General features: G+C 68.3%; 25 protein-coding genes. 17 read left to right on the top strand and 8 right to left on the bottom strand.

Annotated elements, in window-relative coordinates; genetic code table 11:
* Window positions 1–32 precede the first annotated feature (32 nt).
* The 5 genes from AB0J16_RS36390 to AB0J16_RS36370 all read left to right on the top strand — a co-directional run bounded on the left by AB0J16_RS36390 (window position 33) and on the right by AB0J16_RS36370 (window position 4,267).
* The gene (locus AB0J16_RS36390) at window positions 33–404 is read left to right on the top strand and encodes a YciI family protein (protein WP_357955210.1); all 372 of its coding nucleotides are present in this window, start codon (window positions 33–35) and stop codon (window positions 402–404) included.
* Complete coding sequence (locus AB0J16_RS36385; RefSeq protein WP_358548191.1) at window positions 401–1,615, top strand: DUF6596 domain-containing protein; 1,215 nt, start codon at window positions 401–403, stop codon at window positions 1,613–1,615. Before AB0J16_RS36390 ends, AB0J16_RS36385 begins: the two co-directional genes overlap by 4 nt.
* A gap of 76 nt (window positions 1,616–1,691) precedes the next feature.
* Window positions 1,692–2,603 carry an NAD(P)-dependent oxidoreductase gene (locus AB0J16_RS36380; protein ID WP_358548188.1) on the top strand — a complete coding sequence of 304 codons (912 nt, stop codon included), beginning with the start codon at window positions 1,692–1,694 and terminating at the stop codon, window positions 2,601–2,603.
* A complete protein-coding gene (locus tag AB0J16_RS36375; RefSeq protein WP_358548185.1) occupies window positions 2,600–3,523 on the top strand; it encodes an RNA polymerase sigma-70 factor in 924 nt (307 codons plus the stop codon). Before AB0J16_RS36380 ends, AB0J16_RS36375 begins: the two co-directional genes overlap by 4 nt.
* A gap of 48 nt (window positions 3,524–3,571) precedes the next feature.
* A complete protein-coding gene (locus AB0J16_RS36370) occupies window positions 3,572–4,267 on the top strand; it encodes an NAD(P)H-binding protein (protein ID WP_358548183.1) in 696 nt (231 codons plus the stop codon).
* Window positions 4,268–4,444: 177 nt separating this feature from the next.
* Here the strand turns inward: AB0J16_RS36370 and AB0J16_RS36365 are convergent, their stop codons facing one another.
* Together AB0J16_RS36365 and AB0J16_RS36360 are read right to left on the bottom strand one after the other, a co-directional pair.
* A complete protein-coding gene (locus AB0J16_RS36365; RefSeq protein WP_358548180.1) occupies window positions 4,445–6,007 on the bottom strand; it encodes a multicopper oxidase domain-containing protein in 1,563 nt (520 codons plus the stop codon).
* Window positions 6,000–6,428: a hypothetical protein gene (locus AB0J16_RS36360; protein WP_358548177.1), complete on the bottom strand. Its 429-nt coding sequence runs from the start codon at window positions 6,426–6,428 to the stop codon at window positions 6,000–6,002. Before AB0J16_RS36360 ends, AB0J16_RS36365 begins: the two co-directional genes overlap by 8 nt.
* A 97-nt stretch (window positions 6,429–6,525) precedes the next feature.
* Between AB0J16_RS36360 and AB0J16_RS36355 the strand changes: the two genes are divergently transcribed.
* On the top strand, window positions 6,526–7,437 hold the full coding sequence (locus AB0J16_RS36355; RefSeq protein ID WP_358548174.1) for a LysR substrate-binding domain-containing protein: 912 nt from the start codon (window positions 6,526–6,528) through the stop codon (window positions 7,435–7,437).
* Window positions 7,438–7,614: 177 nt separating this feature from the next.
* Here the strand turns inward: AB0J16_RS36355 and AB0J16_RS36350 are convergent, their stop codons facing one another.
* The 3 genes from AB0J16_RS36350 to AB0J16_RS36340 all read right to left on the bottom strand — a co-directional run bounded on the left by AB0J16_RS36350 (window position 7,615) and on the right by AB0J16_RS36340 (window position 10,193).
* Entirely contained in the window at window positions 7,615–8,379 is a 765-nt protein-coding gene (locus AB0J16_RS36350) for a hypothetical protein (RefSeq protein WP_358548171.1), read from the bottom strand.
* A 32-nt stretch (window positions 8,380–8,411) separates the two neighbouring features.
* Window positions 8,412–8,630 (bottom strand): hypothetical protein, encoded by a 219-nt coding sequence (locus AB0J16_RS36345; RefSeq protein WP_358548168.1) that lies wholly within the window; start codon window positions 8,628–8,630, stop codon window positions 8,412–8,414.
* A 954-nt stretch (window positions 8,631–9,584) separates the two neighbouring features.
* The gene (locus AB0J16_RS36340; protein WP_358548165.1) at window positions 9,585–10,193 is read right to left on the bottom strand and encodes a zinc-binding dehydrogenase; all 609 of its coding nucleotides are present in this window, start codon (window positions 10,191–10,193) and stop codon (window positions 9,585–9,587) included.
* Window positions 10,194–10,368: 175 nt separating this feature from the next.
* On the opposite strand from AB0J16_RS36340, the gene AB0J16_RS36335 reads away from it, so the two are divergent.
* The gene (locus AB0J16_RS36335; protein WP_358548162.1) at window positions 10,369–10,521 is read left to right on the top strand and encodes a hypothetical protein; all 153 of its coding nucleotides are present in this window, start codon (window positions 10,369–10,371) and stop codon (window positions 10,519–10,521) included.
* 186 nt (window positions 10,522–10,707) lie between these two features.
* On the opposite strand, the gene AB0J16_RS36330 is transcribed toward AB0J16_RS36335, so the two are convergent.
* A complete protein-coding gene (locus AB0J16_RS36330; protein WP_358548159.1) occupies window positions 10,708–11,331 on the bottom strand; it encodes a TetR/AcrR family transcriptional regulator in 624 nt (207 codons plus the stop codon).
* 139 nt (window positions 11,332–11,470) lie between these two features.
* Between AB0J16_RS36330 and AB0J16_RS36325 the strand changes: the two genes are divergently transcribed.
* Together AB0J16_RS36325 and AB0J16_RS36320 are read left to right on the top strand one after the other, a co-directional pair.
* Entirely contained in the window at window positions 11,471–12,286 is an 816-nt protein-coding gene (locus AB0J16_RS36325) for an oxidoreductase (protein ID WP_358548157.1), read from the top strand.
* 111 nt (window positions 12,287–12,397) lie between these two features.
* A complete protein-coding gene (locus AB0J16_RS36320; RefSeq protein ID WP_358548155.1) occupies window positions 12,398–13,240 on the top strand; it encodes an alpha/beta fold hydrolase in 843 nt (280 codons plus the stop codon).
* Window positions 13,241–13,244: 4 nt separating this feature from the next.
* Here the strand turns inward: AB0J16_RS36320 and AB0J16_RS36315 are convergent, their stop codons facing one another.
* A complete protein-coding gene (locus AB0J16_RS36315; protein WP_358548152.1) occupies window positions 13,245–13,571 on the bottom strand; it encodes a hypothetical protein in 327 nt (108 codons plus the stop codon).
* Window positions 13,572–13,906: 335 nt separating this feature from the next.
* A complete protein-coding gene (locus AB0J16_RS36310) occupies window positions 13,907–15,550 on the bottom strand; it encodes an FAD-dependent oxidoreductase (RefSeq protein WP_358548149.1) in 1,644 nt (547 codons plus the stop codon).
* Between the two features lie 319 nt (window positions 15,551–15,869).
* Here AB0J16_RS36310 and AB0J16_RS36305 point away from each other — a divergent pair, with 319 nt between their 5' ends.
* From AB0J16_RS36305 to AB0J16_RS36270, 8 genes are all read left to right on the top strand, one after another.
* On the top strand, window positions 15,870–16,904 hold the full coding sequence (locus AB0J16_RS36305) for an NAD(P)/FAD-dependent oxidoreductase (RefSeq protein ID WP_358548146.1): 1,035 nt from the start codon (window positions 15,870–15,872) through the stop codon (window positions 16,902–16,904).
* Between the two features lie 37 nt (window positions 16,905–16,941).
* A complete protein-coding gene (locus tag AB0J16_RS36300; RefSeq protein WP_358548143.1) occupies window positions 16,942–17,949 on the top strand; it encodes an NAD(P)H-binding protein in 1,008 nt (335 codons plus the stop codon).
* Window positions 17,950–18,365: 416 nt separating this feature from the next.
* Window positions 18,366–19,607: an FAD-dependent monooxygenase gene (locus AB0J16_RS36295; protein ID WP_357618265.1), complete on the top strand. Its 1,242-nt coding sequence runs from the start codon at window positions 18,366–18,368 to the stop codon at window positions 19,605–19,607.
* A 149-nt stretch (window positions 19,608–19,756) separates the two neighbouring features.
* Entirely contained in the window at window positions 19,757–22,669 is a 2,913-nt protein-coding gene (locus AB0J16_RS36290; RefSeq protein WP_358548140.1) for a Tn3 family transposase, read from the top strand.
* Entirely contained in the window at window positions 22,639–22,782 is a 144-nt protein-coding gene (locus AB0J16_RS36285; RefSeq protein ID WP_358548137.1) for a hypothetical protein, read from the top strand. The genes AB0J16_RS36290 and AB0J16_RS36285 overlap by 31 nt, the downstream gene beginning before the upstream one ends.
* A gap of 157 nt (window positions 22,783–22,939) precedes the next feature.
* Entirely contained in the window at window positions 22,940–23,314 is a 375-nt protein-coding gene (locus AB0J16_RS36280) for a GntR family transcriptional regulator (protein WP_189140698.1), read from the top strand.
* Window positions 23,311–24,216, top strand: a complete 906-nt coding sequence (locus tag AB0J16_RS36275) for an ABC transporter ATP-binding protein (RefSeq protein WP_358548132.1) — start codon at window positions 23,311–23,313, stop codon at window positions 24,214–24,216. Before AB0J16_RS36280 ends, AB0J16_RS36275 begins: the two co-directional genes overlap by 4 nt.
* On the top strand, window positions 24,213–24,908 hold the full coding sequence (locus tag AB0J16_RS36270) for a hypothetical protein (RefSeq protein ID WP_358548129.1): 696 nt from the start codon (window positions 24,213–24,215) through the stop codon (window positions 24,906–24,908). The genes AB0J16_RS36275 and AB0J16_RS36270 overlap by 4 nt, the downstream gene beginning before the upstream one ends.
* Window positions 24,909–25,004 lie beyond the last annotated feature (96 nt).

Below are 25,004 nucleotides of genomic sequence, written 5' to 3'. Positions count from 1 at the left end.
CGGCCGGGGCTCGCGACCACGAGGAGTACAAAATGAAGTTCCTGATCAGCATGCACATCAACCCGGCCGTGCTGGACGCGCTGACCGACGCGGAGAAGGCGGCGATCGGCGACGGCCACGGCGCGTTCATCGAGGCGCTGAAGAAGTCCGGCGAGCTGATCACCACCCAGGCGCTGGTCGACCCATCGCAGGCTGCCGTGGTGTCCGTACGCAACGGCCAGCCGGTCGTGACCGACGGCCCTTTCCTGGAGGCGAAGGAGTATCTGGGCGGCTTCTACCTGATCGACTGCGAGAACAAGGAGCGGGCGATCGAGCTGGCGACGCAGATCCCCGACACCGCGATCGAGGGTCTGGGGGTAGAGGTGCGACAGGTGATGTTCGCTGACGGACAATTGGAGGCATGACGACATCGGCCATCGAGGACCTGCTGCGTGAGCTCACGCCGCAGGTCCTCGGCATGTTGGTACGGCGGAACGGGCAGTTCGAGGCGTGCGAGGACGCCCTGCAGGAGGCCGTCCTCGCCGCCACCGTGCAGTGGCCGGCCGAGGGGCTGCCGGACAACCCGCGCGGCTGGCTGATGACCGTCGCGTCCCGGCGGCTCATCGACCAGATGCGCAGTGACCACGCGCGCCGCGAACGGGAGTCGGCGACAGCCACCGAAGTGGTGCCCGAGGACGTGCCGGACACCGACGACACGCTCGTCTTGCTGTTCCTGTGCTGCCATCCGACGCTGACCGCGGCCTCTCAGACCGCCCTGACGCTGCGTGCGGTCGGCGGCCTGACGACCGCTGAGATCGCCCGCGCGTTCCTGGTGCCGGAGGCCACGATGGCGGCCAGGATCAGCCGGGCCAAACAGCGCATCAAGGCGGCCGGCAGCTCGTTCAGCCTGCCGGAGGGCGCGGAGCGCGAGGAGCGGCTGCGGGTCGTCCTGCACGTGCTCTACCTGATCTTCAACGAGGGTTACACCGCCTCTTCGGGCAGCGAGTTGCACCGCACCGACCTCGCGCACGAGGCGATCCGGCTGGCCAGGATGGTGCACGCGCAGCTGCCCGAGGACGACGAGGTGACCGGGCTGCTCGCGCTGATGCTGCTGACCGACGCCCGCCGTGAGGCGCGTACGACGGCGAACGGCGACCTGGTGCCGCTGGACGAGCAGGACCGTACGAAGTGGGACCGCGCGCTGATCGACGAGGGCACCGAGCTGGTCAAGGTGTCACTGGCCGGCCCCGCGCTGGGGCCCTACCAGCTGCAGGCCGCCATCGCCGCCACGCACGACGACGCGGACACGGCCGCGGCGACCGACTGGGCGCAGGTGCACGCGCTGTACCTGGTCCTGGAACGGATCGCGCCCAACCCCATGGTCACCCTCAACCGGGCCATCGCGCTCGCCGAGACCGAGGGCCCGCAGGCCGGGCTGGCCCTGCTGGCCACATTGGACAGTGACGAGCGGATGGCCGGGCATCACCGGTTGCTGTCCGTACGGGCGCATCTGCTGGAGAAGGCGGGAGACGCGGCGGGGGCGTACGAGCACTTCCGGCTCGCCGCGAAGTCCACGGCCAGTATCGCCGAGCAGCGCTACCTGGAGTCCCGGGCCGGCCGGGTGCGAACGTCCTAGGCGGCATGTCACAGATGGGCGGGCTGTCTCGTCTCGGGTTCCGAAGACAAGCTCTGGGATCCGGAAGGTGATGGTCATGCGGGTGTTCGTGGCGGGCGGGGCCGGGGTGTTGGGGCGGCGGCTGGTGCCGTTGCTGGTGGCGCGTGGCCACGAGGTGACGGCGACGACGACGAGCACGGCCAAGCGGGGCCTGCTGCGGCAGTTGGGCGCCGAGGCGGTCGTGATGGACGGGCTGGATGCGGTGTCAGTCGGTGAGGCGGTGGCCCAGGCCCGGCCGGACGTGATCGTGCACCAGATGACCGCCATCTCCGGCAAGCCGGATATCAAGCACTTCGACGGCTGGTTCGCCGCCACCAACCGGCTGCGCTCCGAGGGGACGGACCATCTGCTGGCCGCCGCCGAAGCGACCGGTGTGTCCCATTTCGTCGCGCAGAGCTATGGCTCCTGGAACGGCATCCGCGAGGGCGGATGGGTGAAGACCGAGGAGGACCCGCTGGACCCGACGAGCACGGGCAAGGGGGCGGCGGCGATCCGCCACCTTGAGGACGTGGTCGTCAAGGCCGGCGGCGCGGTCCTGCGCTACGGCGCGTTCTACGGGCCGGGCGCCACCGATGACCAGGTCGAGCTCGTGCGCAAGCGGCAGTACCCGGTCGTCGGGAACGGCGCCGGCTACAGCTCATGGGTGCATCTCGACGACGCGGCGAGCGCCACTCTCCTGGCCGTGGAACGCAAGGTGAAGGGCGTGTTCAACATCGTCGACGACGAACCGGCCCCGGCCCGTGAGTGGCTGCCCTACCTGGCGGCATGCGCGGGGGCGAAGCCGCCGATGCGGGTTCCAGTGTGGCTTGCCCGGCCGCTGGCCGGGAGTACGGCGGTGGCGATGATGACCCAGGGGCGCGGCTTCTCCAACGCCAAGGCCAAACGGGAGCTGGGCTGGCAGCTGCGCTACCCCTCCTGGCGGCAGGGCTTCAAGGAGGAGCTGGCATGACGCGCGCTGAGGAGTTCCTGGAGCTACGGCCGCTGCTGTTCTCCATCGCCTACCGGATTCTGGGCAGCGTGAGCGAGGCCGAGGACGCGGTCCAGGAGACCTGGCTGCGCTACGAGGCATCCCCGACGCGACCCGCCTCGACGAAGGCGTTCCTGTCGGCCACGGTGTCCCGGATCGCCATCGACGTGCTGCGCTCGGCACGCGTCCGGCGGGAGGAGTACGCCGGGCAGTGGTTCCCCGAGCCGCTGCTCGCCGATCCGTACGAGGATCCGGAGCGGTCGGCGGAGCTGGCCGACTCCGTATCGATGGCGGCCCTGTTGCTGCTGGAGCGGCTCAGCCCGCTCGAACGGGCGGTCTTCGTGCTGCGGGAGGTGTTCGGGTTCGGCTTCGGGGAGGTCGCCTCGGCGGTGGGCAGGTCGGAGGCGGCCTGCCGCCAGCTCGCCGTGCGGGCGCGCCGCCACATGGACGCGGGCCGCGCCCGGTTCGAGGCCGATCGACGGGAGCGAGCCGAACTCGCCGAGCGATTCTTCGACGCCTTCCGGGAAGGGGACGTCGACGGCCTGCGGAAACTGCTCGCCGCCGACGTCCAGATGATCGGTGACAGCGGAGGCAAGGCCCCGCTGTGGGGCAAGGGCGTCTTCGGCGCCGCGAACGTGGCCCGGACGCTGGCCGCGATCGTCGCGCCCTTCGCCCGGATCGGCGGCGTCGTGGAGCCGCACGAGGTGAACGGCCGGCCGGGCGCCATCTTCCGCGACCGGGACGGCAACGTCGTCAACATCCTGGCGCTCGACACCCTCGACGGGCAGATCCAGACGATCCGCGCGGTGCTCAACCCCGACAAGCTGCGACACCTGGGTCCGGTGGCGGACGCCTGGGCGGTCGTTCGCGAGGCGAACCAGGCCCGCCGGCCCACGAACTGACCATACGCGCCGACCTGATGGTGTCGTAACCAAGGAAGGACAGCCGTCATGTTCATCACAGTCTTCGGAGCCAACGGTCCGACCGGCCGCCTGCTCACCGGCCAGGCCCTCGCGGCCGGGCATCGGATCACCGCGGTCACCCGGCAGCCGGACTCCTTTCCGCTGCGCCATGATCGGCTCGAGGTGGTCGGTGCCGACGTGCTCGACGCGGCGGCCGTCGACGCCGCCGTGGCGAAGCGGGACGCGGTGCTGTCGACGCTCGGGGTGCCCGCCGGGAAGGAGCCGATCAGCACCTATTCGCGGGGTGTGGCGAATATCGTCGCCGCTATGGCGCGGCATCGGGTGCGTCGCCTCGCCGTGGTCAGCTCTAGCGGGGTCGCCCCGCACTCGTACTCCGACGGCGGTTTCCTGTTCAACCGAGTAGTGCTGCCGTACGTGACGCAGGTGCTGGGCAAGACGCTTTATGACGACATGCGGCGGATGGAGACGCTGGTCCGCGCCAGCGATCTCGACTGGACGATCGTGCGCCCGAGCGGGCTCTACCACCTGCCCTCGCCCACCGACTACACCCTCGTCGAGGGCCAGGCCGACGGCAGGTTCACCGCCCGTACGGACCTGGCCGCGAGCATGCTGGCGCTGCTGGACGACGATCGCTATTTCCGTACGACGGTGAGCGTCATCACCACTGTCGAAAACCCCACCCTGCTGCGGTGGATCCGCCGCGAAGCACTCGCCAAGAGCTGACCTTCATGGGCTCAGACCGCCGCGCTGCGAGAGACCGGCGACGCCCGGGTCGTCTCGGTCAGCTCATACCAGCACCGGCTCTCACCAGTCGTCTTCGACGCTCGTCCAGCCGACGCCACGCCCACAAGGCCGAACCTCGTGACTGACACTACGGCGCGGTGAAGGCTCCATAGGAACTCAGCTGACCTCAAGGTTGGCCATCATGCCCATGTCCTCGTGTTCGGCGTTGTGGCAGTGAAAGAGGTAACGGCCGCGGTAGCCGTCGAAACGGGTGATGATCTCCACCGATTCGCCCGGCCGAAGTGAGACGGTGTCCTTGAGCCCCGCGTCGTGCGGCAGCGGCGGCCGGCCGCCGCGCGAGAGCACCCGGAAGCCGACCAGGTGCAGGTGGACGGGGTGATGGACGTCGGCGACCAGCCGCCACACCTCGACATCGCCGAGACCGACGGTGACATCGGAGCGGGCGGGGTCGAACGGCAGCCCGCCGATCAGCCAGCCGTGGTCGCCGTGCATTCGCCCGGTGCGGAAGGAGAACTCGCGCGTCCTGACGGCCTCCGAGCGGCGCCAGTCCGGGAGATCCGTGGACAGGGTGCCGGGAATGCGGCTGTCGTCGGCGGCCTTGCGCGCGACGCGGAAGGCCATCACGTCGCGAGTACGCCCGGAGCCCAGCCGGTTGACGATTCTCACCCGGCTGCCGACCGGCAGGCCCGCGAAGTCGATGATCACGTCGTAGCGTTCGGCGGGGGCGATCGGCAGGAGCCGGTGGGTGACCGGCGCCGCGAGCAGTCCCTGGTCGGCGCCGATCTGGACGAGGTCGAGCGGGCGCCCGTCGTCGCTGACCGCTTCGAGCTCGTAGTGACGGGCGTTGGAGGCGTTGAGGACGCGCAGCCGGTAGCGGGCCGCGTCGACCTCGTGCACGGGCCAGGGGGCACCGTTGACCAGGATCACGTCACCGAGGACACCGGCGAGGTACGGCTCCTGTACGCCCGGCCGCCCTGGCAGGGCGGGGTAAGCGAGGCCGCCGTCGGCGGCGAACGCCCGGTCGGCGATCATGAGGGGCAGCTCGCGCCGCCCCGAGGGCAGACCGAGGGCGTCCTCGGCGTCGTCGCGGACGATCTGCAGCCCGGCCAGGCCGCGCCAGATCGCGGGGGCGGTGAAGTCCATCCGGTGGTCGTGGTACCACAGCAGCGCGGAGCGCTGATCCAGCGGGAAGGTGTAGTCGCGCGTCAGCTCGGTCACTGCCGCCCGCGGATCGTGTCCGTGCCCCATGTGCGAGGTTGCCTGCGGCCAACCGTTGGGCAGGACGAGGTCGGTCGGGTACCCGTCGGAGGCCGCCGGGGTCCGTCCGCCATGCAGGTGTACGACGGTCGGTACGGGCAGCTCGTTGTGGTGCGTCACAGTGATCGGCCGGCCGCGGCGCGCCTCGATCGTCGGTCCGGGGAAGGTGCCCTCGTACGTCCATAGTGCTGTCCTGACCCCGGGCAGGATCTCCGCGCTCGCTTCACGCTGGGTGATCTCGTACCGGTCGGCTCCGCCCGAGGTGCCGACCGGCGCCAGCACGGCGGGAATCGGCAGCGGCACCTGGAACGGCGGTGGCAGCGGTACGGCACTGCGCAACTCGGCACCGGTCATCGACGGGCGGCGGGCCAGCGCGGCCGAGGCGGACAGCCCGGTGGCCGCCATCAGCCCGAGCGCCCCGCCGATGCCCAGAATCCGCCGCCGGGTCACACCCTCACGCATGGTGGACCTCCCGCCGCGGCGCTTTGTCGTCACGTACGTGACCGCCGCCCAGCCAGACGGCGATGAACAGCACGACGAGCGCGACGACGGTCATCACACCCAACGGGATGTGCAACCACAGCGCGCCGTCCAACCCGGCGAAGTACTGCACGGTCTCGGCCGCCACCACCGCCATCGTGGCCAGGAACGGCCAGACCCGGCGCAGCCGAATCCACACCACGATCGCCACGACCACCTGCAGGTAGCCGATGGAGGTGACCACGTCGGCGCCGATCGCGTGCCAGCGCAGACTGTCGAAGTCACCGGTCAGGTACGCCCCGGCGAACACCGGCTGGCCGACGACCGCCACCACATGCGCGCTGACGACGGCCCGCAGTGTCCACCCCGTCGGTGTCGTCCGATGCGCGGGCATGGTGAGCATGGGATATCCCCCCCTTTCGTTGTCCGGCCTCGACGCTATGGCCCGTGGGTTATCTTGTCTAAGATCAATATCGCTATGCTGTTATGCATTGAGGGGCATGATGGAGCTGAACACGCTCAAGCAGTTCCTGGTGGTGGCGCGGCTCGAACACCTCAGCCGCGCGGCCGACGAGCTGCGCGTCGCCCAGCCATCGCTGAGCCGTACCATCGCCCGCTTGGAGAGCGAACTGGGCACACCGCTGTTCGACCGCGGCGGTCGGCTCCGGCTGAACAACACGGGCAAGCTCTTCCGCGACTACGTCGAACGCTCTCTCGGCGAGCTCGACGCGGGCCGGCGAGCCGTCGCCGAGGCCACCAGCGAGGGCGTGGGCACGGTGCGGCTGGCGTCGGAGACGTTCCTCACCCTCACCCGGCCGCTGGCGGCCTACAAGCGAGCCCATCCCTCCATGGAGGTCGAACTCCGCTGGGCGGCGGCCGAGGACATGGCCCGCCACCTGCGGGCCCAAGAGGTCGATCTGTGTGTCGCCTCGCAGCCGATCCACGCCGAGGGCTTGGAGGCGGTTGAGCTGCTCGATGAGGAGGTGTGGGTGGCCACATCACTCGACCATCCCTTTGCGGGCCGTACCTCGGTGAGCATCGACGAACTCGCCGACCAGCCCTTCGTCGCCGCCCGCAAGGGGCACTGGCAGCGCCGGCTCCTTGACCGGCTCTTCGCCGCCAGAGGCCGCACACCGAAGATCGTCTGTGAGGTCGACGAGCTTAGCGCCATCGCCGACCTGATCGGCGCGGGGCTCGGCATCGGCCTCGTCCCTGCCTTCGCCCGGCACACCGCGGTCCGTGCTCCCCTTGCCGCGATCACCGTCGACAGCCCTGACTGCCGCCGCGCGCTCACGCTGTACTGGGGCGCCGACAGCCACCTGTCGACCGCCGCCCGCCTGATGCGCACCACGATCACCAGCTGGAACTGGGTCACCGGCGAACCGCAGGAGAGACCGCGGCACGCCCGGTAAGCGGTTCGGTCTATCGAGGTCACCAGCAACCTCCCAGACCGCCATCAACATGACGGCATGACCGAACCCCCAGCCCGTGCGGCCGGGGGTTCATTCTTTCAAGGTCGTTTGAGGCATGCGCGTGAGGGGCCGCCCCGAGAACGAGGCAGCCAGGCTAGGTCCTCCAAGCTCCCCAGATCATCCTGCTCGAGTTGTCCAGACCTTCAGCGCGGGCCTCGTCTCGCGCTTGGTGGCCGTGGTCCGATTAAGAATTCTCCACGCACTCGCCCATTGCTGCTGCTCTTGCGCGTCGCCCCCGCATCCACGGATAAGCCCCAGCAAGTACTGCATCTTCAGAGGCGGTTTTCCCGGCTTATCGTAGATGATCTTCGCTACAGTGGCGTGAGAGAACGCACCGCGGGACTGCTCGGCGAGCTGGCGAGTAGAGGGTGTACCAGCCCACCGCCAAAACTCCCGAGCGAGTTCTTCCAGTTCAGAGACAGAATTCGCGGTGAACGGATCGGGCTTGAGGTCATAGCCGGGCGCATCCTGGATAACCGGTTCAGCAAGGCGCTCCGTTCTCCGGGGATATCGACGTTCGGCCTGAACATTGACTGTGCCGCCGGTGTTGTGGATGACGTACATGCCGGTGCCGGCATGGTCCGCGTCCTGGCTAATGCGGATGGTGTCGGACCATGGACGGTAGAGCTTCGCCCGTTCGTAGGCGGCGTGGAAGTCCGGCAGGCTCGATTCCGGCGCTCCCAGCTGGACCAGAAGGCTGTTGACCATCCGCCAGGCGGGGAGCTGAAGGCCCGAGTTGAGCGCCTGCCTCAGCACGCCGGTACTCGTGCCAGGAGGCCATGAGTATTGGCGCCAGTCCTGTCCCTGGGTCTGAATCTCCAAGAGGGCCGTCAACAGCCCTTCGAACGTTGCGAGGCTTTCCGATGCTGCGATGGGCGTCATGGCGGAATGCGCGGTTGGGGGTACGGGGCTACTCACGCGTGCCCGCTCTTGGTCTCGACTGCCCTGCGCCTGGCCGACGTGGTCAGAATGCGACCGTAAGACACACCCATGATGAACACGATCGCCGTCGTGACGACGGTCGGCTGTTGGGCGATCTCCATGTAGACCACGCCCCCACCGGCCACCACGGTGTGGATCACCGCCATGAGCCAGGGCGGTGGGCTGATCTCAGCCTTGAAGGTAAACTTCACTACCTCTCCCCTGTGTGAAAACACAAGGGAGGGCCCGTCAGCCACTCCCTTGTGCGACTGGAACACTTCGGGGCAAACATGTCTAAGGTACGCAGAAGGGTCGGCCTCGCACAGCCGACCCGTTGCGGAATGTCTTGCCCCGCAACACCAATAGTGGCCCTTCTCGCGCCCAGACGCAAAGTCGTAACAATTTATTTTCCATTTGTGGACATGTCGCATCCCGTCCGCACTTTAGGCCTTAGATGATCTTCCTGTGCATCGCCGTCCAAGGAAGTATTAAATATAGTCAAAACCGTAAATATCTGTCACAGACTGTAAAAGCTACTTTCGAGTAAGCGCTAAATGATTGATACTCGAACCTGTCGCGCGACAGAGGCAACAAGATCGCGGGGCGGTGCGTACCGGCTTTCCCTTGCTCGACTGGAACACGACAAGACGGCGGACGCGCAACCAAGGGGGGAAACCCGTCGCACCGGATCCCCCGGACGTGAGCGGAGGCTTGAGGCCTCCGCTCATTGTCATTTCAGGAACCCAGCACCCGGGCGGCGGCGAGGGTGGGTTAGGGCGGGACTCCTCGCCCGAACTGCGCTTGAGGATCGTCCCGAGCTTGGCCGTGGTCACGAGATGGAAGCCGAGGGCGTCGGCGATGATCGGGGTGGGGCCGTCGTGGATGTGCTGGAGGGGGGCAGACCAAGTACGAAAGAAAGGGATAGTCATGTCGCTGACCAGGGCGATCACACGGCCCCACCCAGCGTGCCGCATGGCTCGCCAGCACGTTGGCCACCGGCGCCAGCGCCTGGCAGATGGTTACCCCCAGACCCGGCACAGAGCGCCACCCGCGCCTTACACCGCACCGGGGCAACGACGTTCGGGAACCTGGTGCCCACCGAGCCGTCCCGGCTGGGGACGGTCAAAAGGCAACGGGGGTCCACCGACGTCTTGGTCAATGGGTGATCACGATCTTGCCGTTGGCCTTGCCCTGCTCGACGTAGGCGAGGGCGTCGAGGTTTCGTCGAAGTCGAAGGTGCGGTCGAGCACGGGGCGCAGCGTGCCGGCGTCATACAGGGCTGCCATGGCCTTGAGCTGGGCACCGTCGGCGCGCATGAAGAAGAACGAGTACCGGACGCCCAGTCGCTTCGCCCGGCTGCGGAGCTTGCGGCTCAGCACGGCCATGACCGGCTTGAGGAGCGGCTGGCCGAGCTGCGCGGCGAAGGCCGGGTCGGGTGGGCCGACCACGCTAATGGCCAGTCCGCCGGGCTTCAGGACCGTCAGCGACTTCTTCAGGCTGGCCGGGCCCAAGCGAGTCGAGGACGACGTCGTAGCCGTTGAGGACGTCGGCGAGTCGGTCGTGGTGTAGTCGATGGCTTCGTCGGCGCCTAGGTCTCGGACCTTGTCGATGTCGCGGGTGTGGGCGGTGGTGGCGACGTACGCGCCGAGGTGCTTGGCGAGTTGGATGGAGGTCGAGCCGAGGCCGCCGGCGCCGGCGCCGGCGTGCACCAGCATCTTCTGTCCGGGGCGGACGTCGGCGAGGTCGACGAGGCTCTGCTGAGCGGCGAGCGCCACCAGGGGTACGGCGGCGGCCTCGGCGAAGGAGAGCGAGGAGGGCTTGATCGCGACGTCGTCGGCGTCGATCGCGATCGACTCGGCGAAGGTGCCGATCCGCAGGTCACGTGGTCGTGCGTAGATCTCGTCGCGAAGTCGGCCCCGCCCTGGTCGCGCGGGGATAAAGATCGTGGCTATGAGTGAGCCTTACCCGGACGAGCTGGTCGACGCGGTGGACCTGTATGTCGATGTCCAGCAGGTTCTGCTCCTTCCTGCAAACGCGGTCCGAGTTGGCGGAGCGGCGGCCGAAGTACCACCGTCTGCTGGCGGCGAGGCGTTCCGCGACTGACCGTGCAGTTCAAGCCCGGCGACACCGCGCATGCGGTGGAGCAACTCGACTGGATGCGGGCGCAGTTCTTCGCCAATCGCCCAGACGACCTCCCGGCGGCGCGTAAACCTACGGGCGGTGCCGCCGCGGCGTCGAAGGGGGCCGACCGGATCAGGTGCCTGTGCGGCGAGGCCGGCCGTGCCCTTCTCAGCGGTGGTGCGGGCGGGGCAACAAGGCGAACGCGCTCTCCGCGATCGAGGTCAGGCGGGCGGGGCTGTGGCCGTACGCGCCGACGACATCGGTCCCGCGGATGATGGTCAGCAGAAGGTACGCGAGGTCGTCGGGATCCGCGTCGGGGTCGATGTCACCGTTGCGTTGCGCCGCTCGCACACACTCGGCCACCGCCGTCCGGACCACGGAGAAGCACTCCTTGGCCAGGCGTTTCACCTCGGGGTCGGAGGCGCCGACCTCCAAGGCCATCTTGGCGGCGAAGCAGGCCGCCCCCGCCCGGTCGGAGGCGGGGAGTACGTCGGCGGCGAGTGGCACCCCATGGACGGCGCGGAGCAAGTACTGGTGCAGTCGTTCCAGGGCACCCTCGTCCGGTCCGGCGAGCATCTTCCGCGGCCCCTGGCTCAGCCGGGCGAAGTAGCCGGTCATCGCCTCCAGCAGCACGCCGTGCTTGCCGTCGAACGCGGCGTAGAGGCTGCCGCGGCCCAGGCCGGTAGCAGAGCTGATGTCGTCGACGCTCGTGCCGTTGTAGCCCGAGGCGCGGAACTGCCGCTCGGCGGCATGCAGGACGTGGTCGCGGTCGAAGCTTCGTGGTCTCGCCATACGCCGAAGGTAATGCCGACCCGCCGTACTTGACAACTCAGTACAGAACCGCCTAGGTTTCTGACAGTTCAGTACACAATCATCCTGGCGACCCCGCACTGGGCACGACGAAGTCATGCCCGCAACCGAAGGAACCACCATGCAGACAGCTTCCCCAGTGGCCCTTGTGACAGGCGCCTCCTCCGGGATCGGGCGGGCGGCAGCGCTCGCCCTCGTGGACGCCGGCTTCGCGGTGGTCGGCACGAGCCGCAACGCGGCGAACGCCGGGCCGCTGGCCGGGGTGACGTTCCTCGATCTCGACGTGGCCAGCGACGAGTCGGTCCGCTCCCTGGTCGAGGAGGTGATCAAGCGGTTCGGTCGGATCGACGTCCTGGTCAACAACGCGGGCGTGGGCGCGGTCGGCGCCGGCGAGGAGAGCTCGATCAACCAGGCCAAGGAGGTCTTCGACATCAACGTCTTCGGTCTGATGCGGATGACAAACGCAGTGCTGCCCCGCATGCGCGCCCAGGGCAGTGGCCGCGTGGTCAACGTCTCCTCGGTACTCGGTCTGATCCCAGCGCCCTTCATGGCCGTCTACGCCGCCGCCAAGCATGCGGTCGAGGGCTACTCCGAGTCCGTCGACCACGAGCTTCGCGAGCACGGCGTCCGGATGCTGCTGATCGAGCCGGCCTACACAAGCACGAGTTTCGAGGCGAGCAGCCTGGCACCCGACTCGCCCCTGCCGGTCTACGCCGCGCAGCGGGAGATCGCCCGAGACGTGCTGGCCACCGCCGTGCGCACCGCCGACGACCCGGACGTTGTCGCGAAGGTGATCGTCGCGGCCGCCACCGACTCCAAGCCCAAGCTCCGGTACACCGCCGGCTCGATGGCCGCACGCGTCAGCCTCCTGCGCCGGATCGTGCCCTCGCGCGCCTTCGACAACCAAATCCGCAAGCTCAACCGGCTGGCCGGCTGACCCCGCAGGACACCCGGCGCCTGAGCAGACGCCCATGTCCAAAACCAGAGACACCGAAGCCAGCATCAGCATCTGTCGTCCGACCGCTCGTGGAAAAGGCTGCTGACACACATGGAGTTCGAACGCGTCACCTTCGACCTGCCACACGGCACCTTTCACGCGCTGCAGGGTGGTGATCCCGATGGTCAACCGACGCTCGTCTTGCACGGCTTCCCGGACCATCCGCCGACCGCGACGCCCTTCCTCGCCGAGCTCGGCCGCCGCGGACGTCACGTCGTCGCGCCCTGGCTTCGCGGTTATGCGCCGTCCCCAACCGCGGGGCCGTTCGACCTCGCAGCCCTCACCAGCGACGTGCTCGCGCTGATCGACCGCTGGTCTCCCGGGCGAGCCGTGGAGTTGATCGGCCACGACTGGGGCGCCGCGATCACATACCATACCTGCGTCACCGCGCCGGAGCGGATCGAACGCGCGGTCACGCTCGCATTCCCCCACCCACTCACGTTCCTGAGCCGGCCGCGCCCCGCTCAGCTACGCCGAAGCTGGTACATGGGGCTCTTTCAACTGCCGGGAAGCGGCTTGATGGTCGCCGCCCGCGATCTCGCCCTCATCGACCGCCTCTGGCGTCAGTGGTCGCCCGGCCTCTCGCTCGATCCGGCTCTGCAGGCGGAGCTACACGAGCACCTGCGGGCGAGCATGCCCGCGCCCATCAAGTACTACCGGGCGATGCTGCGACCCGGCATGCTTGGGGCGACGCGCCGCCTGTCTCAGCCGATCACGGTGCCCCTGCTGCAGCTCCACGGTGCCGACGACGGCTGCATCCTCCCCCCGCAGGTCGACGACCGACATCGGTTCGCCGCCCCGCACGCGCTGGAGGTCGTCCCCGACGTCGGTCACTTCCTGCACATCGAGGCCCCCGAGGCGATCGCGGAACGGATCGCGGCATGGGCCCAGTAGCGGATCACTCGACCCTCGCGGCGAGACCACCGGGATCGGCGGCGCACGGCGGACTCTGACACGGCGTTGCTGCCGACGGCGGGAGGGGGCGGATCTCCGCCCGATGACCAGCGATGCAACCTTCAACCCGCTCGGTCAGAACCGTCAGGTAAACGCTGCTCGTCGATGACGGCGACCATCCGCCGTTGCAGAGGTCGAGCTCCCCGAAGAAAGTTGTGGCCGCCTTCAGAATCGCGTCCGCACGCAGCCGACGGTTCTCCTCGTTCTCCTCGATCGTGACACCGGGCGCCTCGCCGCCGTCAATCTCGGCCTGGGCGACCCAGCGCCACAACGACTTCTGCCTACCGCGACCTTCTTGGACACCGCCAGCACCGCCACGGTATGTGGTCGGGTACTCGGCACGGTGCTACAGCACCAGCCGGACAGCTCGGGCCCCAGCTCGGGATCCAACCGCTTCGGCATGACATGCATCCCTTCCAACTCCGAAAGAATGCGGCATCAAACCGGCAAGGCCCCGCGAGGAGCATCGACTGCTCCTGGATGCGGTCCGGCGCTGGGGCTCGGTGGACGCCGAGCGCGATTGCGCTCCGGTCACATCCGCCGGACCGGGGTCGAGCTGACCCGGCATCCGGAGCTGTTCAACCATGGCTCGCCGTAAGGCTCGGGTCAGAACGTCCTTCTGCTGGCGAGGTAGGCGTGGACTGCGGAGATGACCACGGATCCCTCGCCGACGGCCGATGCCACCCGCTTGACGGAGTCTGCGCGCACGTCACCGACGGCGAACAGCCCGGGTATCGAGGTGGCGAAGCTGTCGTGGGTGAGCACGAAGCCCTTGGCGTCGAGGTCGACGCCGATGTCGTGCAGCCAGGGTGTGCAGGGGTCCGCGCCGATCATCAGGAACAGTGCGGCCGCGTCGAGTCGTACGTCCCGGTCGCGGGCGCGGTCGTGCCAGGTCAGCCCGCTGAGCCGACTGCTGCCATGGACGGCGGACAGTTCGCAGCGAGGGTGCACGGTGATCCGCTCGTGGTGGGTCAGGCGCTGCGCCAGGTAGTTCGACATGGTGTCGCGCAGGTCATCGCGGCGGATCAGGACGTGGACGTGGCCGGCGTTCCGCGCGAGAAACAGGGCCGCCTGGCCGGCGGAGTTGGCGCCCCCGACCACGACGGCGTTCCGCCCGGAGACCTGGTTGGCCTCCAGTTGGCTTGCGGCGTAGTAGACGCCACGGCCCTCCAGGTCGACGAGGCCAGGCAGGTCCAGGCGCCGGTAGCGCACGCCGCTGGCGATGATCACCGCTGAGGCGAGGACGTCGTGCTCGTCGTCGAGCCGCACCCGAAACCCGCCGGGCACCTCCGACAGCCCAGTGACTGAGCGGGGTGATAGAAGCCTGGTCCCGAACTTGACCGCCTGCAGCATCGCCGCCCGTGCCAGTTCAACCCCGGACACGCCGCGGTAGAAGCCGAGGTAGTTCTCGATCCGTGACGAGTTGCCGGCCTGGCCGCCGATGGCGACGTCCTCGACGACGACCACGTCCAGTCCCTCCGACGCCCCGTACACAGCAGCGGCCAGCCCCGCCGGCCCGGCGCCCACCACCAGCAGGTCACACCGAGAATCGTCGGCGATGCCCCACAGGTCGATTCCCAGCGCGGTTGCCAGGTCACGCGTGGTAGGCGCCGTCATGACGCGGCGCTGTGCCGTGACAACGGCCGTACCGGTCTCGGGCAAGGCACAGGTCTGCGCCAGCTCCGACCACGCCGACGGGTTCGAGCGCAGCACCGTCCGGTAGGGAATCTGGTTGCGTTCAGCGAAGTCCTGGAGGCGGTGCAGGTCGCGGTCGTCGTCTCCGGCCAGTACCAGACCACCCTCGCCCTTCCTGCTCAGGAAGCGCCGCCGGGCGTCCAAAGCGGACAGCAGGACATCGCTCAGCTCCCCCGAGATCTCCACCAGCCGGCGCAGTTCCTCCACCCGAACCCGCAGGATCGCGGTGTCTTCCATGGCCACGCCCTGGAAGACGGCGCGTTGTCCCATCAGCATGCCCAGCTCGCCGACGAAGTCACCGGCCTCGATCACGAAGACGACCCGGTCCTCCCGGCGGTCCACGAGGAGCACGCCACCGGTCAGCACGAGGTGCAAGTCGGTGGGATCACCGGCGTCCCACAGCAACTCGCCGGGCGCGGGGTGCAGTTCCTCACCGGATGACCGCAACAGGTCCAGGGCGTGTTGGCTCAACACCGGCCAGGCCACCTCATCGACCTCGCCCAGCCGACGGGACGAGTAATGGGTCAGCTCGTCCGGCACGGGGATGATGCTCATGCTTCTCCCTTGTCTGGCAGGCGAATCACTCCGGTCACGATTCTTCTCCGCTCGTTTTGCCGGCGTCGGCCCCGACTTCCGTTTTCCTGGGCTCAACTCTCGCCACGGCCATCGCCGCCGTGCCCAACCACCACAGCGAGCGTCCTTCGTGGACCTGACCAGTCTGATCGTATGGCCGACCTGCCGTACTTTGACAAGTCAGTACAGAACCGCATAGGTTTCTGACAGTTCAGTACACAACCGTCCTGGGCTCGCCGGACCGGCTTGGTCCGGGCTTGCGGGACCGTGATGCCGCGAAGGCGGCTTGGAGGTTGAACTCATGACACAGGTGACCCAGCCGCTCTTCGGCGAGGACTCCGCGAGCGATGCGCTGGCCGAGGGGACCGTCGACGTGGTGGTGATCGGCGGGGGCGCCGCGGGGCTGAACGGTGCGCTGATCCTCGCCCGCTCCCGCCGCTCGGTCGTCGTGATCGACAGTGGCTCCCCGCGCAACGCGCCCGCGGAGGCCGTGCACGGCTTCATCGTCTTCGACGGCACTCCGCCGTCGGAGATCCTTCGACGGGGCCGCGAGCAGGTGCGCCAGTACGGCGGACGCGTCGTCCAGGGCGAGGTGGTCTCGGCCGAGCCTGCCGCTCCGTCGGCGGACGGGGACCTGCGGTTCACCGTCACCCTGGCCGACGGCCGCAGCGTCACCGCTCGCCGCATCCTGGTGGCCACCGGCCTCACGGATGTGCTGCCGGAGGTGCCCAGGCTCGCCGAGCACTGGGGGCACAGCGTGGTGCACTGCCCGTTCTGCCACGGCTGGGAGGTGCGCGATGAACCCATCGGTGTCCTCGCCACCGGCCCGGCCTCCATCGGCCACGCATTGCTGTTCCGTCAGCTGACCGAGGACCTGACCTACTTCACCCATGGCACCGACCTGGACGAAGACAGCCGCGCCCGTTTCGCCGCCCGTGGCATCCGCGTCATCGACACCCCGGTCACCGAGGTCGTCAACGACACCGGCGGTGCCCTCGCCGGGGTGCGCCTGGCCGATGGTCAGGTCGTGGCCCGCCGCGTCCTCGCGGTCGGCCCGCGGATGCAGGCCCGCACCCAGGGCCTGGAAGGTCTGGGCCTGCCGGTGCAGGACCTGCCGAACATGGCCCGCGGTTTCGCCTCCGGCGCGGCCGGCATCACCGAGGTGCCGGGTGTGTGGGTGGCCGGCAACGCCACCGATCCGGTCGCCCAGGTCGGAGCCTCCGCAGCGGCCGGCGCACTGGCCGGCGCCGACATCAACAAGGTGCTGGCCATCGCGGACACCGACGCGGCCCTGCAGGGGATCGCCGAGGTGAGCCTGAAAGCGGCCACAGCATGAACGGCCGACCCACCCCAACCCGATGAAGGACACGACGATGTCGGAGCGCAATCCCATTCTGATCACCGGCGCCGGCGGCCAAGTCGGTGGCGTGAGCAGGGTGATGGTCGACATGCTGCTCGAACAGGGCCACCCGGTGCGCGCGTTCGTGCGACGGGACGACGAACGCGCGCAGTCGCTGCGCGAGGCCGGGGCCGAGGTCTTCGTCGGCGACCTGCTCAAACTCGCGGACGTGGCCGCCGCGCTGAAGGGTGTCAGGCGCATCTACTTCAGCATGACCCCGCAGCCGTACTACGCCGATGCCCTCACCTTGATGGTCGCGGCGGCGCGAGCCCAGGGCGACATCGAGGCCTTCGTGCACATGTCCAACTACGAGCAGTCGTACATGACGCTCGAGAAGATGACCACACCGGAGGAAGAGCGGCGTTCCTGGCTCGGCGGACTGGTCACGGACTGGTCACCGCAGCAGCGGGCGCACTGGGTCTGCGAGCGGGTGCTGGACTGGTCCGGCATCCCCACCGTCAACGTGCGTGCGACCCTGTTCGCCGAGAACCCCCATCTGACCTGGATGCTCCTGGGCCCGCTGAGCAACGGCGAACTGCGCCTGCCCTTCGGCAACCAGCGGCTCGCGCCCATCGCCGTGCACGACGTGGCCGAGGTGTGCGTGAAGATCCTGGCCGACCCCGCACCGCACATCTCGAAGTCCTACGCGCTCACCGGCCCGGAGCTGAAGGACATGTACGGGTTCGCTGAGGACTACGCAGCCGTGCTGGGACGCCAGGTCGTCTACATCCCTGAGGAAGTGGAGACCTGGAACGAGGCCTTCCTTGATGAGACCGTCCTGCAGGAGACCCTGGGCGATCCGGCTGCGGCCCGGCACGTGGCAGCGCACCTGAAGATCCAGACCAGGCTGATCGCCAGCGGGCGGTACAACGTCCTCTCCGACCAACTGGAAACCCTGCTCGGACGCCCACCGCGGACCATGCGATGGGCGCTGCAGAACAATACTCGCCTGCGCGAACTGGTGGGTGCCCCGAGCCACTGAGCGCTCCGGAGCAGAACATGACGTCACACCGGAGTCCTCAGCAGGCGGATCTCATCGGTCACGACTTCGGCGCCGCGGCGGCGTACGCGGTAGTAAGCCCGGACGTGTGGCGTCTCCGCAAGCTTGTCCCTTTGGCCGGCAACTGCTGACCGCAAAAGGGGGCCACAGGATGATCTTGAAGCCCTGAGATCTCAGCCCGTCACCCGCTCGCCTCACCTTCGTTGGTGAGGAACCGATCTGTTTCCCAGGTGGAAACCGATCAGTTTCCAGACGGTTTTCAGCCATGCCAGCAAGCAAGCAGGAGCGTCCCGCCGAGGTCAACGCCACACTCCTCGGCTTCCTCGCCCGCCTCGACGACTCCACATCCTCGGCTTCCTGAAGGGCCGACCCACCCCAACCAGATGGAGGACACGACAATGTCGGACCGCAATCCCATGGACAAGAACACGACATCGCGACAGCGGGCCCTGGTGGTCGGCCTCGGGATCAGCGGGATCGCCTCCGCGCTGCGACTGCATCGCGCGGGCTGGGACGTGGTGGTGCTGGAGAAGGCCCCCGAGCGGCGCCGCGGCGGATACTTCATCGCCCTGTTCGGGACCGGGCTCGCCGCCGCGCAGCGGCTGGGCATCGCCGATGCGGTGCCGAATCGCTTCGCTCCGGAAGGCGTGAGCTACGACGTCGACCGCACGGGCCGGCGCCGCCGCGGTGTGGGCTACGCCGATGTGTTCGGCGGGTCTCGAATGGTGATGCGGGGCGACATCGAAGACGCGGCCTTCACCGCCCTGCCCGACGAGGTCGAGATCCGGTACTCGACCGTGCCGATCGCGCTGGACCAGTACCTCGACGGGGTGGACGTCGAGATCCGCGACCTGACGACGGAGACGACGACCGTCGAACGGTTCGACCTGGTGGTCGGGGCAGACGGACTGCGCTCGACGGTGCGCCGGCTTGCGTTCGAGCCCGAGCAGAGCCCGATCCGTCGGCTGAACTACATGATCGCCGTGTACAGCCTGCCCGAGCCGGTACCCGGCTACCGCCTACAGGACGGGCTGTACATGGCCGAGGCGGGCCGATCGGTGTGGGTGTTCTCGTTCGCCGACCGTCCGCCGTCGGTGCTGTTCTCCTACCGCACCGACGACGTGGACGCCGAGTTCACCCGGCCGGCCATCGACTCGCTGCGCGCCGCCTACGGCCCCGAGCCCACCGGCTCCACGCTCGGTTGGCTGCTCGACCAGTTCGAGAAGGCCCCGGACCACCTGTTCGACTCCGCCGAGCAGGTGCACCTCGACCACTGGCACCGCGGCCGAGTCGTGCTCGTCGGCGACGCCGCGTGGTGCCTGACCGTTTACTCCGGCATGGGGGCATCCACCGGCCTGGCCGGGGCGGACCTGCTCGGCACCATGCTGGAACGCCACCCGCACGACGTGCCACGAGCGCTGCAGGACTGGGAGGACCACCTGCGCCCGTTCATCGACCACCACCTCGGCAGCGGTGTGAGCATGCGCGGTTTCTTCACCCCAGGCAACCGCGCCGAGTTGCTGCTTCGGTCCGTGATGATCCGCCTCGCCCGGCTGCCGATCGCCGGTCGGCTGCTCGCCAAGATGATGACCAACAGAGCGCGGATGAAAAGTCTGGATATCGCCGCCGCTGCAGCGTGAGTGGAGTTCCTCGAATACGAGCGGGAGAACGAGGTCGTCTGGGCCCGCAACTTGGGGTGCCGGTAAGAAACGTGTCATGAGCCCCAAACGGCGTTGATCTTGCTGTAACTTGCCTGGTCAATGCTGGGTGGTCATGAAACACCCCCCCGATGCACATCGACGAGTTGGTCGAGCACTGGACGATCCTGGATGAAGAGCGCGACCTGATCGCCGGAAAGCGCGACGCCACGCGACTCGGCTTCGCGATCTTGCTGAAGTTCTACACGCAGCACGGCAGGTTCCCGCGCGGCCGTTCAGAGCTGCCGGAAGACGTGGTTGAGCACGTGGCCAAGCAGGTCCGGGTTCCTGCCTCGGAGCTCGGCTTTTATGAGTGGTCCGGCTCCACGATCGAGTACCACCGCAGTCAGATCCGTACGCACCTGGGCTTTCGCACCTGCACGACCGAGGACGCGACGAAGCTGGCGGTGTGGCTGGCCGAGGAGGTCGCGCACGCCGAGCGGCGGCCTGAACGGGTTCGGGAGGAGTTGCTCAAGCATCTGCGCGAGGAGCGGATCGAACCGCCAGCGCCTGGACGGATCTCCCGGATCGTGGCCTCGGCCCTGCACAACGCGGAGGTCGCCTGGTCGGTGCGGATCGCCTCCCGGTTGAGTCCCGAGACCACGCAGCGGATCTACGCGCTGGTCGGCATCGAAGATGCGAGCCGCGCGGTGAACGAGGGGGCCGGTGACCGTCAGGAACCTATGGGTGAGGCACCTGCCGGGGACGATGACGACGTCGACTCCGGCCTCCTGACGTTGATCAAGTCCGCGCCGGGCAACGTGAGCCTGGAGTCGATGATGACCGAGATCCGCAAGCTGGCGGCGGCGCGCTCGATCGAGCTGCCGCCCGGGTTGTTCGCCGACGTGGTGCCCAAGGTGCTGGCCGCTTGGCGGGCCCGGGCGGCGGTGGAAGCGCCCTCCCACATGCGCACGCATCCGCGCGAGCTGACGGTGCTGCTGCTGGCGGCGCTGGTCCAGGAGCGGGAGCGGGAGATCACCGACGCGCTGGTGGAACTGCTGATCGCCACCGTGCATCGGATCAAGGCGCGGGCCGACAGCAAGGTGACCAAGGAGCTGATCAACGCGTTCAAGCGGGTGAACGGGAAGGAGAACATCCTATTCAAGGTCGCTGACGCCGCGCTCGGCCAGCCCGACGATTCGGTCCGCCAGGTCAGCTTCCCGGCTGTCAGCGGCGGCGAGCAGACGCTGCGGGATCTGGTGCACGAGTTCAAGACCAAGGGCCCGGCCTACCGAACCACGGTGCAGACCACGCTGCGCGCCTCCTACACCAACCACTACCGGCGCGGCCTGATCACGCTGCTGGACACCCTGGAGTTCAAGAGCAACAACACCGCCTTCCAGCCGGTGATCGAGGCAATGAAGTTGATCCGCCGCTACGCCAAGGCGGGCAACACCACCTATTACCCATGCGGCGAGGTGGTGCCCGAGCACCGCGGCACCGCTGGTGAGTGGGAGGACCTGGTGTTCAAGAACGACAAGCGCGGGCGTCGGTGGGTGGTGCGGATGGTGTACGAGATCGTCACCTTCCAGGCGCTGCGCGAGGCCCTGCGGTGCAAGGAGATCTGGGTGGTCGGCGCTCATTCCTTCCGCGACCCGGAGGAGGACCTGCCCAAGGATTTCGCCGCCCGCCGCGTGGAGAACTACGCCGAGCTGCGCAAGCCGCTGGACCCGAAGGACTTCATCGCCGAGTTGAAGGCCGAGATGCGCGCCGAGCTGGAGTCGCTCGATACCGCGCTGCCGAAGCTGGACTGGTTGGCGATCTCCGAACGTAAGTCCGGCGCGATCAAGCTGACGAAGCTCGGCCCGGCGGATGAGCCGCGGAACTTGCGCCGGATCAAGAATGAGGTGGGGCGGCGCTGGGGCTCGGTCCCGCTGGTCGACATGCTCAAGGAGGCGGTGTTGCGCACCGGCTGCCTGAAGGCGGTCACCTCGGTGGTGGGCGGCTCCAGCCTCAAGCCCGAGGTGCTGGCCGAGCGGCTGATGCTCGCGATCTTCGGGTACGGCACCAACACCGGGATCCGGGCCGTGGCCTCCGGTGGCCACGCCCACAGCGAAGACGATATCCGCTACGTCCGGCGCCGCTATCTGACCCCGCAGGTCGCCACCGACATCGCGATCGCCATCGCGAACGCCACCTTCACCGCCCGGGACGTGGCGCTGTGGGGCGAGGGGACTACCACCGTCGCCTCCGACTCCACGCACGTGCGCGCCTACGATCAGAATATTTTCACCGAGTGGCACTCGCGGTACGGCGGCCGCGGCATCCTCATCTACTGGCACATCGAACGCGGGTCCATGGTCGTGCACTCCCAGACCCTGCGTGCCTCGGCCTCGGAGGTGCACGCGATGATCGAGGGCGCGGTCCGGCACGGCACCACCATGAAGGTCGAGGGAAACTATGTCGACTCTCACGGCCAGACCGAAATCGGGTTCGGCGTGACCAGGCTCCTGGGCTTTGACCTGCTACCGCGCATCAAGCAGATCAACAAGGTCAAGCTCTACCGGATCGAGAGCGGCGAAAGCGACCTGTACCCGCGGCTGACGCCAGCGATGACCCGGCCGATCCGCTGGGACCTGATCGAACAGAACTACGACCAGATGATCAAATACGCCACCGCGATCAAGCAGGGCACCGCCTCCACCGAGGCGATCCTGCGCCGCTTCACCGAGTCCGCCTCCCATCCCACCTACCAGGCCATGCTGGAGGTCGGCCGGGCGCAGAAGACCATCTTCGTCGCCCGCTATCTGCGCCTGCGCGAGCTCCAGCGAGAGATCCAGGAAGGGCTCAACGTGGTGGAGTCCTCCAACGGAGCGAACTCGGTCATCTTCTACGGCAAGGGCGGCGACATCGCCACCAACCGGCGCGAGGAGCTAGAGATGAGCGTGTTGTGCCTGCGCATCCTGCAGGCCGCGCTCGTGTACATCAACACCCTGATGCTCCAAGATGTCCTGGCCGACCCGAACGGGTCACCATGCTCAAACCCGCCGACCAGCGCGGGCTGACCCCGCTGTTCTGGCAGCATGTCCAGCCCTACGGCGAGGTACGGCTGGATGTGGCCAAGCGCCTTTCGCTCGGCGGCGCTGCGCAAGCTCCGGAGGCGGGAAACCCGGACTAGCTTCATGATCGTGGTAGGGCGTGCGCGCCCCTGGGAAACGGGTCCCGGCGCCGCTGCCGGCTGAGGTCGCGGGATGCCCGGTCTGCTTGACAGCCGCGGCGCAAGGTTGCATGGTTAGCTACACATGTAGCTAACCAGTTGGGCGGCTAAGCCAACGATGGACGACGACCGACCGATCTTCCTTCAGATCGCCGAGCTGATCGAGAACTCGATCATCGACGGGTCGCTGGTGGAGGAGGCCCAGGTCCCGTCCACCAACGAGCTTGCCGCCTTTCACCGGATCAACCCGGCCACCGCGGCCAAGGGCGTCAACCAACTCGTGTCGGAGGGAACGCTCTACAAGCGACGCGGCATCGGCATGTTCGTCGCCGGTGGCGCCCGGGCCAGGCTGCGCGAGCGGCGACGGGAACGGTTCACCGAACAGTACGTGGAACCCCTGCTCGCCGAGGCGCGCAAGCTCGGTATCGGCCACGACGAGCTGATGAAGATGATCGATTCATTCGGTGCGGTTGTCGGGAGGGACCTGGGATGACGGCGGTGGTAACCGCACACGGGGTGACCAAGCGCTTTGGTGACGTCACGGCGCTCGACGACGTGAGCTTCGCGCTGGCCGAGCACACGATCTACGGCCTGCTCGGGCGCAACGGGGCGGGCAAGACCACCCTGATGCAGATCCTCACCGGGCAGGCGTTCGCGTCGTCGGGGAAGGTGTCGGTCTTCGACGCGCCACCGGTGGAGAACCCGGCCGTCCTGTCGAAGGTCTGTTTCGTCCGGGAGGGCCAGCGCTACCCCCACGTCTACACCGTGCGCCACGTCTTTCGCACCGCACGCCGGCTGTTTGTGAACTGGGACGACACGTTCGCGCACGGCCTCGCCGCGGACTTCCAGCTACCGGCCGGGCGGCTGGTCCGCAGGCTCTCGCGGGGCATGCTGTCGGCCCTCGGCGTGACCGTCGGGCTGGCCGCGCGGGCGCCCCTGACGTTCTTCGACGAGCCGTACCTCGGGCTCGACCCGGCCGCCCGGCAGCTTTTCTACGACCGCCTGCTCGCCGACTACGCCGGGCATCCCCGCACCGTGGTGCTGTCCACCCACCTCATCGACGAGGTGAGCGATCTGGTCGAGCGGGTGCTGCTCATCGACCGTGGCCGGCTGCTGCTCGATGAGGACGCCGACGACCTGCGCGGGCGGGCGGTGGCGGCCACCGGACGGGCGGAGGCCGTGGACGGGTTCGCGGCCGGACGCACCGAGTTGCACCGCGAGCGGTCGAGCGGCCTGGTCCGGTCGACCATCCTCGGTGGGCTCGGACCGCACGCGAAGGCGCTCGCGCAGACGCTCAACGTCGAGCTGGAGCCGCTGTCGTTACAGCAACTCGTGGTCCGCCTGACCGCAGAGCCGACGACAACGGCGCCGGCGGACCGGGAGGCCGCCCGATGAACCGCATCCGTCAGGTAGTCCGTCTCCAGATGCCGGCCTGGCCGCACATCGTGGGCTGGACGTGGAGCATGACGGCCGTCGCGTTCGGCATCAACCTGTTGGGCTTCATGGCGAACTACGACCCGGGCGACGGCGTGACGAACACCGGCGGCCTGGTCAGCCTGTGCGGCGTCGCGATCGGGATGGCCACCGTCTCGGTCACCCAGATCTTCCCGTACGCGGTGGGCATGAGCGTGACCCGCCGGGAGTTCTACCTGGCCTGGTCGCTGCTCGCGGTCGTCCAGTCGGTGGTCTACGCGCTGGTGCTCTGCCTGCTGCGCGCCGTGGAACAGGCCACTGGCTACTGGGGGATGGGGATGCGCTTCTTCGGCCTGCCGTTCATGGATGACGCCAACCCGGTGCTGCTCCTGCTCGGGTACGCGGTACCCATGCTGGTCGTAACCCACCTCGGGATCCTGCTCGGCACGTTGTACCTGCGCTGGGGCACCACCGGCGTCCTCGCCAGCCTCACCCTGGCCTTCACCGCGCTCGGGCTGGCCGCCGCGCTGATCACGTGGACCCGGCAATGGCACGCGATCGGCCGCTGGTTGCTCGACCAGTCCCCCACGGCGCTGCTCGCCGGCTGGCCGGTCCTGGTCGCCGCCGCGTTCGCCGTCGGCGGGTACACGCTCATCCGCCGTGCCACGGCGTAGCCGCGGCGGGCACACGGCCGCTCCGCACCACCGAACAACGCGAACACCAACTCCGCCGTGATGGGCCGCCAGATTGTCAGCCCTGTCCGCCCGCGT

Source organism: Nonomuraea sp. NPDC049750 (assembly GCF_040659625.1).
Lineage (GTDB): Bacteria > Actinomycetota > Actinomycetes > Streptosporangiales > Streptosporangiaceae > Nonomuraea.
This window is presented reverse-complemented; position numbering and strand designations above follow the sequence as displayed.